14 protein-coding genes are annotated in these 14,546 nt (G+C 64.9%); 12 read left to right on the top strand and 2 right to left on the bottom strand.

Annotation, left to right across the window (positions count from 1 at the left end; translation table 11 throughout):
- Nucleotides 1–46: 46 nt before the first annotated feature.
- From HMPREF9153_RS01465 to HMPREF9153_RS01445, 5 genes are all read left to right on the top strand, one after another.
- Nucleotides 47–1,123 carry a mannose-1-phosphate guanylyltransferase gene (locus HMPREF9153_RS01465; protein ID WP_036979926.1) on the top strand — a complete coding sequence of 359 codons (1,077 nt, stop codon included), beginning with the start codon at nt 47–49 and terminating at the stop codon, nt 1,121–1,123.
- Nucleotides 1,120–1,854 carry a hypothetical protein gene (locus HMPREF9153_RS01460; protein ID WP_004808867.1) on the top strand — a complete coding sequence of 245 codons (735 nt, stop codon included), beginning with the start codon at nt 1,120–1,122 and terminating at the stop codon, nt 1,852–1,854. Before HMPREF9153_RS01465 ends, HMPREF9153_RS01460 begins: the two co-directional genes overlap by 4 nt.
- 148 nt (nt 1,855–2,002) lie before the next feature.
- Entirely contained in the window at nt 2,003–2,260 is a 258-nt protein-coding gene (locus tag HMPREF9153_RS01455) for a WhiB family transcriptional regulator (protein WP_004808866.1), read from the top strand.
- Nucleotides 2,261–2,417: 157 nt separating this feature from the next.
- On the top strand, nt 2,418–5,762 hold the full coding sequence (locus HMPREF9153_RS01450) for a glycosyltransferase family 2 protein (protein ID WP_015582274.1): 3,345 nt from the start codon (nt 2,418–2,420) through the stop codon (nt 5,760–5,762).
- Nucleotides 5,759–7,297 (top strand): DUF5719 family protein, encoded by a 1,539-nt coding sequence (locus tag HMPREF9153_RS01445; protein ID WP_004808864.1) that lies wholly within the window; start codon nt 5,759–5,761, stop codon nt 7,295–7,297. The genes HMPREF9153_RS01450 and HMPREF9153_RS01445 overlap by 4 nt, the downstream gene beginning before the upstream one ends.
- A gap of 12 nt (nt 7,298–7,309) precedes the next feature.
- On the opposite strand, the gene HMPREF9153_RS01440 is transcribed toward HMPREF9153_RS01445, so the two are convergent.
- Nucleotides 7,310–7,729, bottom strand: a complete 420-nt coding sequence (locus tag HMPREF9153_RS01440) for a metallopeptidase family protein (RefSeq protein WP_004808863.1) — start codon at nt 7,727–7,729, stop codon at nt 7,310–7,312.
- Between the two features lie 115 nt (nt 7,730–7,844).
- Between HMPREF9153_RS01440 and HMPREF9153_RS11700 the strand changes: the two genes are divergently transcribed.
- From HMPREF9153_RS11700 to aroQ, 5 genes are read left to right on the top strand one after another with little or no spacing between them, the layout of a single operon-like run.
- Nucleotides 7,845–8,279 (top strand): DUF3499 domain-containing protein, encoded by a 435-nt coding sequence (locus HMPREF9153_RS11700; protein WP_080564885.1) that lies wholly within the window; start codon nt 7,845–7,847, stop codon nt 8,277–8,279.
- 10 nt (nt 8,280–8,289) lie between these two features.
- The gene (locus tag HMPREF9153_RS01430) at nt 8,290–8,568 is read left to right on the top strand and encodes a Trm112 family protein (protein WP_036979923.1); all 279 of its coding nucleotides are present in this window, start codon (nt 8,290–8,292) and stop codon (nt 8,566–8,568) included.
- Nucleotides 8,565–9,584 (top strand): phosphoheptose isomerase family protein, encoded by a 1,020-nt coding sequence (locus HMPREF9153_RS01425; RefSeq protein ID WP_004808860.1) that lies wholly within the window; start codon nt 8,565–8,567, stop codon nt 9,582–9,584. Before HMPREF9153_RS01430 ends, HMPREF9153_RS01425 begins: the two co-directional genes overlap by 4 nt.
- Entirely contained in the window at nt 9,581–10,609 is a 1,029-nt protein-coding gene (locus HMPREF9153_RS01420; protein WP_004808859.1) for a cation diffusion facilitator family transporter, read from the top strand. The genes HMPREF9153_RS01425 and HMPREF9153_RS01420 overlap by 4 nt, the downstream gene beginning before the upstream one ends.
- Nucleotides 10,606–11,037: a type II 3-dehydroquinate dehydratase gene (aroQ, locus tag HMPREF9153_RS01415; RefSeq protein WP_004808858.1), complete on the top strand. Its 432-nt coding sequence runs from the start codon at nt 10,606–10,608 to the stop codon at nt 11,035–11,037. Before HMPREF9153_RS01420 ends, aroQ begins: the two co-directional genes overlap by 4 nt.
- 55 nt (nt 11,038–11,092) lie before the next feature.
- Here aroQ and HMPREF9153_RS01410 read toward each other — a convergent pair whose 3' ends face one another.
- Nucleotides 11,093–11,335 (bottom strand): DUF3039 domain-containing protein, encoded by a 243-nt coding sequence (locus HMPREF9153_RS01410; protein WP_004808857.1) that lies wholly within the window; start codon nt 11,333–11,335, stop codon nt 11,093–11,095.
- A 108-nt stretch (nt 11,336–11,443) separates the two neighbouring features.
- Between HMPREF9153_RS01410 and HMPREF9153_RS01405 the strand changes: the two genes are divergently transcribed.
- Together HMPREF9153_RS01405 and malQ are read left to right on the top strand one after the other, a co-directional pair.
- The gene (locus tag HMPREF9153_RS01405; protein ID WP_004808856.1) at nt 11,444–12,253 is read left to right on the top strand and encodes an RDD family protein; all 810 of its coding nucleotides are present in this window, start codon (nt 11,444–11,446) and stop codon (nt 12,251–12,253) included.
- Nucleotides 12,254–12,338: 85 nt separating this feature from the next.
- Nucleotides 12,339–14,447 (top strand): 4-alpha-glucanotransferase, encoded by a 2,109-nt coding sequence (gene malQ, locus HMPREF9153_RS01400; protein ID WP_004808855.1) that lies wholly within the window; start codon nt 12,339–12,341, stop codon nt 14,445–14,447.
- Nucleotides 14,448–14,546 lie beyond the last annotated feature (99 nt).

The raw sequence follows: 14,546 nt of genomic DNA, 5'->3' as shown, positions 1-14,546 counted from the left end.
GTGCGTCCAACACGGTTGCGTCGGTGTGGCCAGATACTCTGTCGACATGCAACATGTACTCATCCTGGCCGGCGGGTCTGGCACGCGCCTGTGGCCGCTGTCTCATCAAGGAGAGCCCAAACAGCTGTTGGAACTCATCGACGGGATGAGCCTGCTGCGGATGGCATACGAGCGGGTGGCCGGTCTGGTCCCGGACACCAACATCGTGGTGTGCACCGGAGCCTCGTATGCCGACACGGTGGCCAAGTTGTTGCCGGAGATTCCGGCCGAGAACATCCTCGGTGAACCGGTGGGGCGTGACTCCCTCAATGCCGTGGCATGGCCGGCCGGCATCATCGCTGACCGCGATCCTGATGGCGTCATGGCTGTCGTCACGGCTGACCACATCATCCGTCCCGCTGACGACTTCCGTGCCGCTCTGCAGCACGGATTCGATCTCGCCACGGGAGACCCTGCCGCACTGGTGACCTTCGGAGTTGTTCCCACCGAGCCGAACACCGGTTTCGGTTACCTCCACCGGGGCGGCCCGCTGGAGTCGTATCCGCGTGCTCACAAGGTTCTCGAGTTCGTCGAGAAGCCCAGCCCGGAGCTTGCCCGCGAATACCTCGATTCAGGCGAGTACTGGTGGAACTCCGGCATGTTTGTCTGGCGGGCCTCGACCCTGTTGGACTGCTTGTCCCATCTCAAGCCGCAGACCCGGCGCCAGGTCGACGAGCTCGTCGCCGATCCCTCCCGGATCGCAGAGGTCTACCCACTCATGGAGAAGATCTCCGTCGACGTCGCGGTGATGGAACCGGCTTCCCGCGGTGGATGCGGAGTACGTGTCGCTGCGATTCCGCTGGAGATCCAGTGGTACGACGTCGGCTCCTACGAGGCGTTGGCCCCCCACCTGCCTGATGACGGCGAGGGCAACCACGTGACGGGTCTGATCGTCACCGTCGACTCGGACGGGAACCTGCTCATCAACGACCGCCCTGACGCCGTCCTCGCAGTGGCAGGTCTGCACAACATGGCCGTGGTGAGCACCGATCGCGCCACTCTGGTGGTGCCGTTGTCCCAGTCCCAGCAGGTCAAGGCTCTGGTGGCCGAGGTGGCCGCCCAGGCGGGAGGGCGATTCGCGTGAAGAACGCCCGGGAAATTCGCGAGCCCATCGCATGGACTGTCATCGTCGTCAGTATCGGATTCCTCGTAGCCGTTCTGGTGCGGGCTGTCACGATGATGACCCACGAGCACAGTGGGCTTTTCGGAATGGCTCGTAGCTTGTCGGGAAGCTCGCTGGGCATCGGCATGATCCTGCTGCTGGTGGCCGCAGTCTTGGTGTGCCGGTTCATTCGTCCGGCGACTCCTCATGCCGAATTGCTCGGCAAGGTGTCTGCTCTCATCGTGGCCATCGCGGCCGGATTCGACCTCATCCTTGCCCTGCTCGCTCCCATTCATGGTCCTGGGGGATTCCTGGGAGCGTCCCTGGGACTCTTCGGTGACCTTCTGGCCATTGCCATTAAGGTTCTGGCCGCGTGGGTACTGCTGGTCTTGACGCGGCCGGAGGCATCCACCTCCGACGGTGTCGAGAATTCCGACGAGGAGCCCGAGCCGAAGGATTCGGAGCCGGAACCCGCAAGTCAGCTTGTGGCCACCCAGGAAGCTGACACTCCCGCTCAGGAGGAGTTCAGCTGGCCCGAGGGGGTCGGTGCGGTCTGGACGAGGGCCGGTGATGCCGCGAGTGGAGCAGGCGCATCCGCATGGGATCCGGCGCAGACCAGAAACGCTCAGAATTGGGCGAGCGATTCGACATCTCAGCAGACCGGAGGAAACTCGGAAGACCACCAATGGTCGAACGACTGCGAACGGCGCTGAGAATCAACCACAGGTCTGCCTTGATCCCCGGCGCGACACGCCAGTAGTTGTGGGGTTTTCCCGAGACAGAGTCGCGCGCTGAATCTCACACGTGTAATTTGTGCATCGGCGCGGAACCCGCCGCGTCTGATCTCGAGGAGCTTCCCCCATGAACGAGATTCTGACTTTGTTTGCCGGAGGCGGTGACGACGAGCCGGAATGGCACGACAAGGCCTTGTGCGCTCAGACTGATCCGGAGGCATTCTTCCCTGAAAAGGGCGGATCCACCCGTGAAGCCAAGCGCATCTGCGAGTCCTGCGAGGTGCGTCAGGAGTGCTTGGAGTACGCCCTCGAGAACGACGAGAGATTTGGAATCTGGGGCGGGTTGTCCGAGATGGAGAGGCGTCGACTGCGCAAGCGGGCGTGACCATCCTGGCGGCACACCACGGTGGGGATGACGGCCCGTTAGAATTTCCTGTCTGCGCGGAGGTGTCGTCGGCGCGATTGGTATGTGTGATGATCAGTCGTGTACATATGACGTGCACGCCGAGCTCCATGACGTCGACGAACAGGTGGCCTGCCAGGTGAGTGACGAGAAGTACTCTGCGGAGACCGAGCCCGACGAGGGTCGTCGGCCTGACCTCGGCGATGCTCCACGCACTGCGGAGGGGCTCACGGACTGGACGATTCCCGTCATCCCATCGGTGCGTGTCGATCCGGGGGACTGGGCATGGGCGCATGAACGTCGTGAGCCTGCCGTCCCTGACATCACCGCTGACGAAGTCGCCGTCATCCTGCTCGTTCACCAAGCGGCAGATTGGTTGTCGCGAACTCTCAACGCCTTGCGTCGCAGCGACGAGAGGGCTGCGGTCCAGATCGCGGTTGACCTTGGTTCCACCGATGAATCCACGAACTTGTTGGAGGAGGCTGTCGGCGAGGGGCTGCTGGAAGAATGTGTCACGGCCAGCGCCGACACCACGCCTGGTCAGGGCGTCAACCTCGCCCTTGATCGTCTTCCCGACGATGTCACTCACGTTTGGATCTTGCATGACGACGTGGAGGTGGGTCGGGACTCCTTGAGTTCACTGCTCCATGAGGCTTCTCGCAAGCCTCACCCTGACGTCCTGTACCCGACCTTGCTCAAGCCGGCTCGGCACAATTACCCCGAGTTCATCGACGAGCAGGGCCAGAGCGTCAGTACTGGCGGTACTCGGGTTCTTCCCGTCGTTGACCGCGGTGACATTGACCAGAAGCAGGCTGATCCCGGCCCCGTCCTGGGGGGATCGACGGCTGGGATGTTCGTCCGGCTGGAGGCGTGGAGTCGGCTCCACGGATTTGATCCTGCCCTTCCGCTCTTCCGTGACGGCGTCGACTTCGGATGGCGTGCCAACGAGGCAGGCATGGTGGTGCGCACTGCGCCGACCTGCACCATCCATCACCGTCAGGCCGGTCGAGGGTGGCAACGTGAGTCGAATCTGGCCCCTCGCCCGGACGTCACCGACCGTCTCGCCGGCATGCGCATGGTCGCGGCCCGTACCGGTCACCCGACCCGCACCAGTTTCGCCTTGTTGCTGGCCAGCGTGTGGCGATTCATCGTTCTGCTGGTCGGCAAGGCCCCTTCCCGTGCTGCCGACGAGTGGCGAGCCGGCTGGCAGCTGTGGAAGACCCGTTCAGTCACCCGCGAGATGTCGCAGCGGTTGCAGGAATTCCATGCTCAGTGTGACCCCGACGATCTGGAGAACACCAATCGTCTGCTGCCCAGCCGACGCAGTGTGTGGGCTCGAGCCGTCGACCGTTACGCCGGGGATCTCTCCGACCGGATGCATCCGTGGCGAAACGAGGACGGAACGACGATCGACGATCTCACCGGCGACGATTTCACCGCCCGTGACCATCGCTTCGTCGTCAACCCGTACACCGTGATGGTCGGGCTCATGGTGCTCTGCGGGCTCATCGCCTGCCGGGGCCTCTATGGGCCGGGCAGTGTGACCTCGACGTGGTTGGCTCCGGCTCCGCATGGGCTGTCCGGTGCCTGGCACCGGTGGCTCACCGCTGTTCCGGGCGTGAGGGGAGCGAATGCCCCGTGGCTTGCCTGGCCGGCCTTCGGCTCGGTCCTGACGATTGGCGAGCCAGAAGTCCTCGTCCGCATCCTGCTCGTCCTGGCGCCGCTGCTCACAGCGGTGTCGGCACATCGTCTCTTCCGTCGCGTCATGGGCGTCGGCGTGACGACCGTGCTGCTCTCCAGCTTCTGGGGACTGTTGCCGATTCTCACCGGAGGTCTGGCACGCGGTTCGGTGACGGCCGTGGCACTGGGCGTCATCCTTCCCCACATGGCATTGCATACTTGGCGTCTGGTGAACTCCGAGACGATTGACGTCGCCGAGCTGCGTGGTGCTGGTATCGGTACCCGTCAGGTTGGGGGCGTCTCTTCCGCAGGTGGCCTGGCCCTGTGGTCAGCTCTGGCGATCAGTTTGGTCCCGGCGCTGTGGATCTACCCGCTGGCGGTTGCTGTAGGCATCCTCATGACCCGGCCGCGCCGTCCGCTGCTGGCAGCTATCGTCGCGGTGGGGCCGCTCCTGGTCATCTCGCCGTGGATTCCACGGCTGTTCAGCGAGCCCGGACGGATGGTGACTGGGGCCGAGCCGCTGTTGAGCCCCGTCGTCGAGACGCGGGCCGGGTTGTGGCTGTTGGTCGGACGCTCGATCGTCCCGGGCACGGCTCCTACCGCGTTCACCCTGATCGCTATGATCCCGTTGTGGATCGCCGCGTTGTGGGCGGTGTGGCGCCTCGTCATCGACCGGTCGGCCTCCATCGGATCCCTTACCGGACATCCGAGTGGCCGGGTGCTTGCCCTCATCCTCGTCTATTTGGTGTGCCTCACCCTTGCCGGTGTCGGATCGCGCGTCCTGGTTGACGTCTGGGGTGTGCAGGTTCATCCGGCCATTGAGCCGTGGCAGCTCGTAGGCGTCGGCGTCCTGCTCATGCTCATCGCAGCAGCACGCCAGTCCGCCCTGCTCAAGCGGGCTGAGGTTGATCATCATCCCGCTGACGAGTCGCCGACCTTGGGAGAGCTCCTCGTCGGTATTGGTAACCGGTGGTTGCCCTGGGTGATGGCAGTCTCCGTCGCCGCAGGTGGCGTCTGGTGGTTGGTCGGTGGCGCTCGTGGCCCGATGTCCACCACTGACGAGATGCGTCCCGCCTATGTCACTGCGGTGGAGGGCTCGCCGCGCCAGACTCGCACCCTCATGGTGAATGTGCATGGCAGCGATGCCCGCTGGGACCTCGTCGATGCCGAGAACCCGAGCTGGGGAAGTGGCGAGCGCCCCGCCATTTCCTCGGACAGCCGGATCGCCAATCCAGCTTCTGACCTTGCTCTGGCAGTGGCGACAGGTGCTGTCCCTGACGACCTCGCAAGCCGGCTGTCCGCACTGGGAATTGGCCATCTGTGGCTGCGTGGGGCAGGAGCCGACGTTGTGGCCCAGGTAGGCAATACGGCTGGTCTGACAGCCGCTATCACTGATCCGACGACGACCGTCTGGACGGTGGATGGGCAGCCGTCCAGGGCCGTCGTCGGCGCGCCCGGGGGAGACCAGGAGCCAGTGGTCGGGAAGGTCACCACGTCAGGCACCCTGACGATCCTCGAACCCCGTGACGACCGCTGGAAGGTCGAGGTGGGTGGCACGAAGCTTCAGCCGGCTGCTCAGCACGAGATCGGGGTGTCCTACCAGGTCGGCTCGGCTCGTGGCGACCTGACCTGGTCGATGCCGACCCAGGGATGGGCCTGCGCGATTGAGGTGGTGGCTCTGGTCGTGTTGATGCTGGTCGCCGGCCCCCAGTACGCCCAGCGCAACCGTGTCGCCGCCCCGCGCCGTTCCGTCCCTGCCCGTCGCCGGAAGGCGCGCCGTAACCATCGTCAGGAGGAATCATGAGCGATCGTCCACGCCGCGCCCTCACCGATGACGAGGAGCCCGAGGAGATCTTCGAGGCCGAGCCCGGCGAGGCTGGTCCTGCCCGACGAGCTGTGGATGCTGAGGATGCCGGCGACCAGCCGGTGGTTCGTGCTGCCCGGGCCATGGATCCTGACGACGTCGCCACTCCGGATGAGGACGACCTTGACGGAACCGACGGCGATCCGTCGACAGCATCAGCGGTTGAGAGGCCGACCATTGACGACAAGGCAGGACACCACTGGAAGGGTCCGGTCTGGGTGGTGACCTTGGCCGTGGCAGCCGTGGCAATCTCATTGTTGACGACGGCGATTCCGGAGTCCCGACGCACGGCTCCGGCGGCTCAGTTCGTCTCGTCCGGGCGAACCCTCGTGTGCCCGCCCTCCCAGGGGAAGGCCAGTCTCGCCGCTGGCTCCGTGGGCGGCAGTCTGCACGTCGGCACGTCCGCGGACAAGCTGTCCGAGACCTCGGTTCCTGCCGTGACGAAGATCGACAACTCGGCTGGATTCGTTCGTTCTATGGCAGGGCAGCATCCTCCGACGGGATCGGTCCTGTCTGCCGACCATGGCATGACGACGTGGGTTCCTTGCGTAGGGACTGCCACCGATGGTGCGGTGAGCCTCACCAATCCGTCTGCCTCCGATCTCGTGGTCGTCAACGCGGATACTCGGGTGGCGACTGTCGACGTCACCTTGTTGGGTTCCAAGGGAGAAATTGACACCGCCGGCATGCGTGGCATTCGGGTGTCTCCCGGCCAGACCAAGGTGCTGCCACTGTCAGTGTGGAACAACGACACCACCCCTGTCACCGCGTTGATCGGCTCCAGGGAGGGGAGAGTCGTCGTCGGCGCCCGTACCTGGGCTCCCAAGGGCCGCGAGACGATCGCGATGGCCCCAGCCTCCAAGACTGTCTACTTGCCAGCGGTCCCGGCGAAGGTGTCCACCGCAACCCTCGTCATCTCCAACCCCGGCACGACCCGGTTGGGTGTGTCCGTGACGGCACTGGCGGGGCACGGTCCGTTCACCCCTGACGGTGCTGACGAGATCGACATCGATCCGCGTTCGACGATTCAGGTCGATCTGTCAAAGGCGTTGGCGGGAGAAGCCGTCGGCCTCAAGCTGTCGGCCCATGATCCGCTGGTGGCCAGGTTGTTCGTGCAGGGAAAGCACGGCACCACCGATTACGCCCTCGTCGGACCCGGCTCGTCCAGCAAGGTGCTCGAACAGACCCTTGGCGCCGGCGGCACCCTCGAGCTGTCGAACCCTGGTGGGGAAGCCGTGACGTTCACAGGCACTCTGACAGCTGACGGCGGGAAGAAGACCGCGGTCAATGGGACGGTTCCGGCAGGATCCACCTGGTCAGGGAAGGTTCCAGCAGCAGGTCACCTGCACGTCGTCGGGTCGGCTCCACTCGTCGGCGGTGTGGTGTCTGGCAGCGGCCTGGCCGTCTTGCCGTTGGACGCCATCGCCACGTCGACGAACGGACGCCGCGCCACCGTCGACCCGCTGCTGCGCTGACAACAGTTGGCCTCAACCGTCGATATCCGGGTCGATCTTCTCCACCGGAAGGCCGGTCAAGGCCGACAACTGCTCGACCAAGGTGCGATGGACGAGGATGGCCAGTCCACGCCGACTGGCAGTCCTCAGTTCGAGGGGACGTCGGTAGATGACGACCCGGGCAGGGGAGTCGTCACTGCCGTCGACCGCCGACGACAGCGGAACCCGTTCCTCGGTCCAGTCCGGCATCGTGGGGACGTCCTCCGCCCCTACGACGACGTTGTCGAGAATCCCCGGACACGACCGCTGCACCTGGCGGACGGCTTCGGCCAGGCAGGCCGTGAAGAACTCAGCATCGTTGGGGTCGATGCGGTCGATACGCCCGCCATAGGCACGCGGCAGGACGACTGGCCCACGCTGCCCACGACCATGACGGTTTCGACGCTTGGACATGACACCACTGTATTGCGGATGTACCAATGGTGCGATCAGACGAGTCCGGGCCACCCCCTCCGCAGGTGCAGGTCACATGTCCCTGGTGCGCACACGCTCGCGCAGCCCCGACCGTATGTGTCGGTACCCGCGTGGCACCACAGGGAAAACAGGACTGTGGCGTACCGTGCCCTGGGTGAGAGAGTGCATTCGACCCGGATGTTCCCGACCGGCAGTCGCGACGCTGACCTACGTGTATGCCGAGCGCACCGCGGTCCTCGGCCCTTTGGGACCCAGCCGTGAGCCCGGCGCCTACGACATGTGCGCGGAGCACGCCGAAGCCCTCTCAGCCCCGGTGGGATGGGAAGTCATCCGACTCCCGGGCATCGATGATCCTGCGCCGGCACCGCCGGTGGACGACCTCATGGCCCTTGCTGCGGCTGTTCGCGAGGTGGGAATGCTGGAAGACGAGGTTGTCCCCGAGCCAGACCCCGCCTCGGTCCATGTCCTGGGTCGTCGTGGTCACCTGTCGGTGATCACGGACGCCAGCCACGACGTGCGAAGCCACTAGGATGACGGTCATGCCTGATCTACCGCTGGCCCCTGAGGCACTCGACCTCTCACCGGCATTCCTGGAGGTGGCAGCCTGCCCGGCGTGCCACTCCCGGTTCGCACTCGACTTCGACAGTGGGGAGCTGGTCTGTTCCTCGCCGTCCTGCGGGCTGGCCTTCCTGGTGCGCGACGGTGTGCCTGATCTTCGCCTTGACGCCGCCCGTCAGCGCGGGGCGACGAGGACCGCTGACGCGCAGGACGCCGAGGTCTTCGAGCCCACCCGTCGTCATGAGCTGAGACCTCGGTGACTTTCGACGACTCACGTCTCGACGCGCCGCTCGACCCTCTGACCGAGGGGGTCTTGCGACATCTGGCGAGCACCGGTGCACGTGTCCGTCGCGACTCGGCCAGCCTCGACGAGGTGCGTCGAACCGTCGGTGAATGGGGACAGCCCAGGGGGGTTCTCGTCGTCGGTCCGGAAGCCCGTCTGGTGCGCTCAGTTCTGGAGCCGGTGTGCCCGGTCCCCCTCGTCGCGTGGCCGTTCCGTCGTTTACCGGCATGGGTGGGTCCCCTGGATCTCGTGGCCGTCCTCGACGCCGATGGACGATGCGCTACCCAGGTGGCAGAGGCGCGCCGTCGCGGTAGCGCCATCATCCTGGCCTCCACCGGGGACAGCGAATCTTGGCGCGCTGCCGGTAACCATGGCACTGCCCGCATTCAGATGGTCTCTGAGGATCCCATCTCAGCCGCAGTTTCCGCACTGGCAGTGCTGGGCGATCTGGGGCTCGGTCCTGCCGTCGATCCCGGCCAGGTCGCTCGGGTGGCAGACATGGTGGCCGAATCGGCCTCACCGCATCGCGATCTGGCGGTCAACCAGGCCAAGGACCTGGCCTGTGCCCTGGCTGACGCCGAACCTCTGACCTGGGGCGGATCGGTGCTGGCCGCACGCGCTTCTCGTCGCCTGGCCGAGTTGATGCGTCGGGCCACGGGTCGAATCGCGCTGTCGGCTGACGCCGCCGCGCTGCGTCCCATCATTGAATCCGCTCCCAGACGAGATCCCTTTTCCGATCCTGACCTCGATGGTGAATCGCGTCGACCGGTACTTGTCGTCATGGATGACGCCGAGACCGAGCACGAGGTCACTCGTCGGAAGTTGGAGCAACTGTGTGCCATCCACGACGTGAGGGTGCGCAGCGTCACCCTGCCGTTGGGTATTGATGAGAGGTCCTCCTCGATGGACCGTTACGTTGCCCTCCTGCTGCAGGGAAGTTTCGCCACCGTTTACCTGGCCCTTGGGCTGGACCGTCTGGAGGAGATGTCATGAGTCAGTCCCACGTGGCTGGGGGGCCGGACGAGGCCGAGAAGCCGGAGAAGGAGGGCGGAGGTCGCAAGGCAATCATTGCCGCTGCCTCTGCCAACCTCGCGATCGCGGTGACGAAGGCCCTCGCATGGGCCCTGACTGGCGCATCCTCGATGCTTGCCGAGGCCATTCATTCGGTGGCCGACACCACTAACCAGGTCGTCCTCATGGTCGGAGGCAAGGCTGCCCACAAGAAGGCCGACGAGGACCACCCATTCGGTTACGAGAGGGCCCGTTACCTGTCCGGCTTCATCGTCGCCGTGGTCATCTTCAGCGTCGGTGGACTGTTCGCCCTGTACTCGTCGTACCAGAAGATCAGCGACACCCTCGCCGGCAAGCCTGAAGAGCTGCTCGACTCCCAGTGGTGGTGGGTGCCGCTGGTCGTGACCATCATCTCGGCATGTGCTGAGGGAGCCAGCCTGCACACCGCTCTCAAGGAGAGCAAGCCAGATCGCGATGGCATGACGATCCTGCAGTACATCCGCAAGGCCAAGGCCCCGGAGCTGCCAGTGGTCATGATGGAGGACGCGGCTGCCGTTCTCGGTCTGCTCTTCGCATTCCTCGGTGTCGGCCTCACGATCCTGACGCACAACCCGATCTTCGACGGCATCGGCTCAGCGTGTATTGGCGTCCTGTTGATCGTCGTCGCAGCCATTCTCTCGCGAGAGATGAAGTCCCTGCTGGAAGGGGAGTCGGCAACTCCGGAGTCACGCAAGGCCATTCACGACGCGCTCGTGGGCACTGACGGCGTCGACTCGGTCATCTACATGAAGACGGTCCACCTGGGTCCAGACACCATCCTGCTGGCTGCCAAGATCGCCGTCGACCCGGGCGACTCCGCACTCGAGGTGGCACGCATCATCGACAATGCGGAGGTGGCCGTCCGTGCTGCGGAACCGCTTGTCGGCCCGCTCTTCCTCGAACCTGACATTCGGTACGGCGATCGTCGCATCGGGGAGGACGAGAAGCGTCCGGAGGATCAGGTATGAGCAAGCCTGTCCTGGTGCTCAACGGCCCGAACCTGGGACGATTGGGTCGCCGTGAACCCCAGATCTATGGGACGACGACTCACGGTGACCTGGCGGCCCGGCTGATCGAGTACGGCCGCGAGCTCGGGCTCGACGTCGAGGTGCGTCAGACCGACTCCGAGGAGCGGATGATCGGGTGGATACATCAAGCTGCTGACGATCGCATCCCGGTCGTCATCAATCCGGCTGCCTGGAGCCACTACAACATCGCAATTGCTGATGCCCTGGCCCAGGTGGAGGCACCCTGCATCGAGGTGCACATTTCGAACATCGCCACCCGGGAGGAGTTCCGTCACCACAGCGTGGTCTCGGCGCATGTCACCGGGACGATTGCCGGCCTCGGGCTGAAGGGCTACGAGTTGGCCCTCGCCTGGTTGGCGACGGTCTGACGCCGACTCGCTCTCTCCGACGTGACCGAACCTGTGTGACGATGGTGCGGGGGACTCAGCGTTTCATCGACTCGAAGATCTCCTTGCACTCCGGGCAGACGGGGAATTTGTCCGGATTGCGGGAGGGCACCCACACCTTGCCGCACAGGGCGACGACAGGGGTCCCGTTGACCATGGCGTCGGTGAGCTTGGCCTTCGGGACGTAGTGGGAGAAGCGCTCGGCGTCACCGTCATCAAAGGATGGACGAGTCTTCTCCTCGACCGCCGTACTGGAACCTGGTGCCACCTGTGTGCTCATGGTGGACCAGTGTACGTGGCAGACATCATGCCTGACCACGGAGGACGACGAGTCCAGCTGGCAGCGGACGTAATTAGCATCATGGGCCCATCGTGGGAGAATGGACCGGTGACGAATGCGACTCCTCCCCCCATGGGCTGGTACCCCGACCCTGCCGGAAGTGATCAGGAGCGGTATTGGGACGGCGAACGATGGACCCGCAATCTGCGGAATTCGCCCGAACCCGAACCGCGTCATGTCACCGGTCATGTGCCTGAGACGCTGGCCCCGGTCTCACGGGTGCCCTCGTCCCCGCGTCAGACGACCACTGCGCCGCGGCACGGAGACGTGACGGCGCCGCGCAGCAAGTGGGGCACCACCGCTGACGGTGTGCCCCTGGCCGGGTGGTGGTGGCGAGCCTTGTCGACCGTCATCGATTTCGTCCTGGTGTGGGCCGTTGTCGGCGTCACCATGCACGAGAAGATCGCCAGCATCATGGCCAGCTACCAGGCGTTCCTCGACGAATCGATGCGCAGGATCAGCGCGGGGGCGAGTCCGTCTGACGTCATCACCACGCAGTCGCTGAGTGATGCAGGGTTCGTCTACGACATGACGAATCTTGTTGGTGCCGTCATCATCGCCCAGGCGATCTACCAGTTCATCATGCTGGCGACCTGCGCCGGTTCGGTTGGCCAGCTTGTCTGCGGGCTGCGCGTCGTGACCACCAATCAGGGCCAGGACCATCGCCGACTGGTGTGGTGGCGTGCTCTTGTCCGTGCCACGGCCTGGGCTTGTGTGGAGATTGGCAACCAGGTCATTGTGTTGTTGACTCCGTTCAGTTATCTCATGCCGCTGTGGCAGCGGTCTCGCCAGACCATCCACGACGCCATTGCCGGCACTCAGGTGGTTCGTCCGGTTCGCCAGCTCGACGCCGAGTGAGTTTTGTCCAGACGGGGCGACGATGTCGTCCCCACATTCCGTCCGCATTGATCCCGCCCCCACTCTGGGGCACCGAAAGGCCGTCATGTCCTTGACAGATCCCCACTTGACGACCCTGGCCGATTACTTCGGCATCGCTCGTGACTACCACGACTGGAAGGGCCAGTACATCGAGGTTGAGGAGGCGACCGTCATCGCCGTCCTTGCCGGGCTCGGGATCGATGCGTCGACCCCGGAGCTGGCCGAACAGGCATGCCGAGAGGTCGCCAACCGCACCTGGCGTCGCGTCCTGCCCGGAATCGTCGTGCTGCGCGAGGGCCAGGAAGGACGCGTCGACGTCCACGTCAATGCCGGGGAGTGGGTCGATGTTCACATCATCTGTGAGGACGGTCATCATCGCGAGTGTTGGCAGGTCGACAACTGGACCCCGGATCGCCAGGTCGAGGGGCGCTGGATCGGTGAGGCCACCTTCGGCATCCCGGCTGACCTTCCGCTGGGTTACCACACCATCGTCGCGACGACGGCTGATCACCGCGCCACGTCGACCCTGGTGGTTTCCCCGAACTGGCTCGGTCTGCCGAGGTCAATGGGTTCGTCCCGGGTCTGGGGCCATGCGGTGCAGCTGTACTCCACGCGGTCTCGGGGGTCGTGGGGAATGGGCGATCTGGCGGATCTGGCGGATCTGTCCACCTGGGCGGCAACCCAGGGTGCGGACTACATGCTCGTCAACCCATTGCATGCCAGCCAGGTTGTCTCCCCGATCGAGCCCTCACCGTATCTGCCCTGCAGCCGTCTCTTCCTCAACCCGCTGTACGTGCGCCCTGAGATCATTCCTGAGTTCGCAGACCTCGGCTCCTACGAGTGTTCCAAGGCCCGCTCCGCCCAGGCTCATGCGGCCGCGACCACTGAGACGATCGACCGTGACCGTTCCTGGGCGTCCAAGCTGCCGGTCCTCGAGGCCGTCCACGCCCTCGGTCTGGAAGGGTCGCGAGAGCTGTCCTACCAGGCCTTCCGCAGGCTGCGCGGCACCCGTCTGATCGATCTGGCCACCTGGTGTGCGCTGACCGAGGTCTACGGCAATGACTGGCACGAATGGCCCGAAGGGTTCCAACGTCCCAGCAACCGAGCCGTCTCGGAGTTCGTGCGCGCTCACGAGGATCGCGTCGACTTCTTCATGTGGCTGCAGTGGATTGCTGACCAACAGCTCTCGGCCGCCCAGTCGGCCGGACGTGACGCCGGGATGTCCCTGGGCCTCATCTGTGACCTGGCCGTCGGCGTCTCGGGTGCCGGAGCAGATGCGTGGATGCTCGGGAAACTCTTTGCCGACGGTGTCTCCGTCGGCTCCCCGCCTGATGCCTTCAACCAGGCCGGTCAGGAGTGGGGTCAGCCGCCGATGCGTCCGGACATGTTGGCCGACATGGCCTACCAGCCCTTCCGTGAGATGGTGCGGGCGGCCCTGCGACATGCGGGCGGTATCCGTATCGACCACATCCTTGGCCTGTTCCGGCTGTGGTGGGTCCCAGCCGGTCTTGGCCCGTGCATGGGAACGTACATCCGGTACGACCACGAGGCCATGGTCGGTATCCTGGCCCTGGAGGCCTACCGTGCCGGCGCCCTCGTCGTGGGCGAGGACCTGGGCACCGTCGAGCCGTGGGTGCGCACGTATCTGCGTGAGCGGGGGATCATGGGTACCTCGGTGCTGTGGTTCGAGAATGGCGAGGACGGCCATCCGCTGGCTCCCGAGCAGTGGCGTGAGTACGCCATGAGTTCGGTGACCACTCATGACCTCCCGCCCACCACCGGCTACCTCGCTGGTGACCATGTCGAGGTGCGTAACGAGCTCGGACTGCTCACAGAGTCCTTGGAGCACGAGCGGGCCGAGGCAGCCCGTCAGACGGAGACCTGGATCGGCATCCTGCGGGCGCGTGGAGTGTTGGAGGGGGACGATCCCTCGGAGGAAGAGATCGTGGTGGCGATGCACCGCATGCTCACCCAGACGCCGGCTAAGGTCCTCAACGCCACCCTCACCGATGCCGTGGGGGATCGACGTACCCAGAACCTGCCCGGCACGACCAATGAGTACCCGAACTGGCGGGTGCCTCTCAGTCATCCGGATGGCTCGCCGATGTGGCTCGAGGAGGTCTTCACCGATGAGAGGGCCGCGCGACTGTCTAGGGTCATGAACGAGAAGTGATCGGCTGACTTTGGTCGTAGGAGATGTGAAACCGGGGTCCGACGCCTGATGGCATCGGACCCCGAATGCTTGATCACGGGTCGACAACCCGTGCCAGTC

Origin of the sequence: Cutibacterium avidum ATCC 25577 (assembly GCF_000227295.1) — a bacterium.
GTDB classification, from domain to species: Bacteria; Actinomycetota; Actinomycetes; order Propionibacteriales; family Propionibacteriaceae; genus Cutibacterium; species Cutibacterium avidum.
This window is presented reverse-complemented; position numbering and strand designations above follow the sequence as displayed.

Coding starts and splice junctions, on each gene's coding strand:
- HMPREF9153_RS11700 (WP_080564885.1), top strand. CDS start 7,845: ATGTGTCGGTACCCGCGTGGCACCACAGGGAAAACAGGACTGTGGCGT.
- HMPREF9153_RS01445 (WP_004808864.1), top strand. CDS start 5,759: ATGAGCGATCGTCCACGCCGCGCCCTCACCGATGACGAGGAGCCCGAG.
- malQ (WP_004808855.1), top strand. CDS start 12,339: ATGTCCTTGACAGATCCCCACTTGACGACCCTGGCCGATTACTTCGGC.
- aroQ (WP_004808858.1), top strand. CDS start 10,606: ATGAGCAAGCCTGTCCTGGTGCTCAACGGCCCGAACCTGGGACGATTG.
- HMPREF9153_RS01455 (WP_004808866.1), top strand. CDS start 2,003: ATGAACGAGATTCTGACTTTGTTTGCCGGAGGCGGTGACGACGAGCCG.
- HMPREF9153_RS01410 (WP_004808857.1), bottom strand. CDS start 11,335: ATGAGCACACAGGTGGCACCAGGTTCCAGTACGGCGGTCGAGGAGAAG.
- HMPREF9153_RS01430 (WP_036979923.1), top strand. CDS start 8,290: ATGCCTGATCTACCGCTGGCCCCTGAGGCACTCGACCTCTCACCGGCA.
- HMPREF9153_RS01420 (WP_004808859.1), top strand. CDS start 9,581: ATGAGTCAGTCCCACGTGGCTGGGGGGCCGGACGAGGCCGAGAAGCCG.
- HMPREF9153_RS01440 (WP_004808863.1), bottom strand. CDS start 7,729: ATGTCCAAGCGTCGAAACCGTCATGGTCGTGGGCAGCGTGGGCCAGTC.
- HMPREF9153_RS01465 (WP_036979926.1), top strand. CDS start 47: ATGCAACATGTACTCATCCTGGCCGGCGGGTCTGGCACGCGCCTGTGG.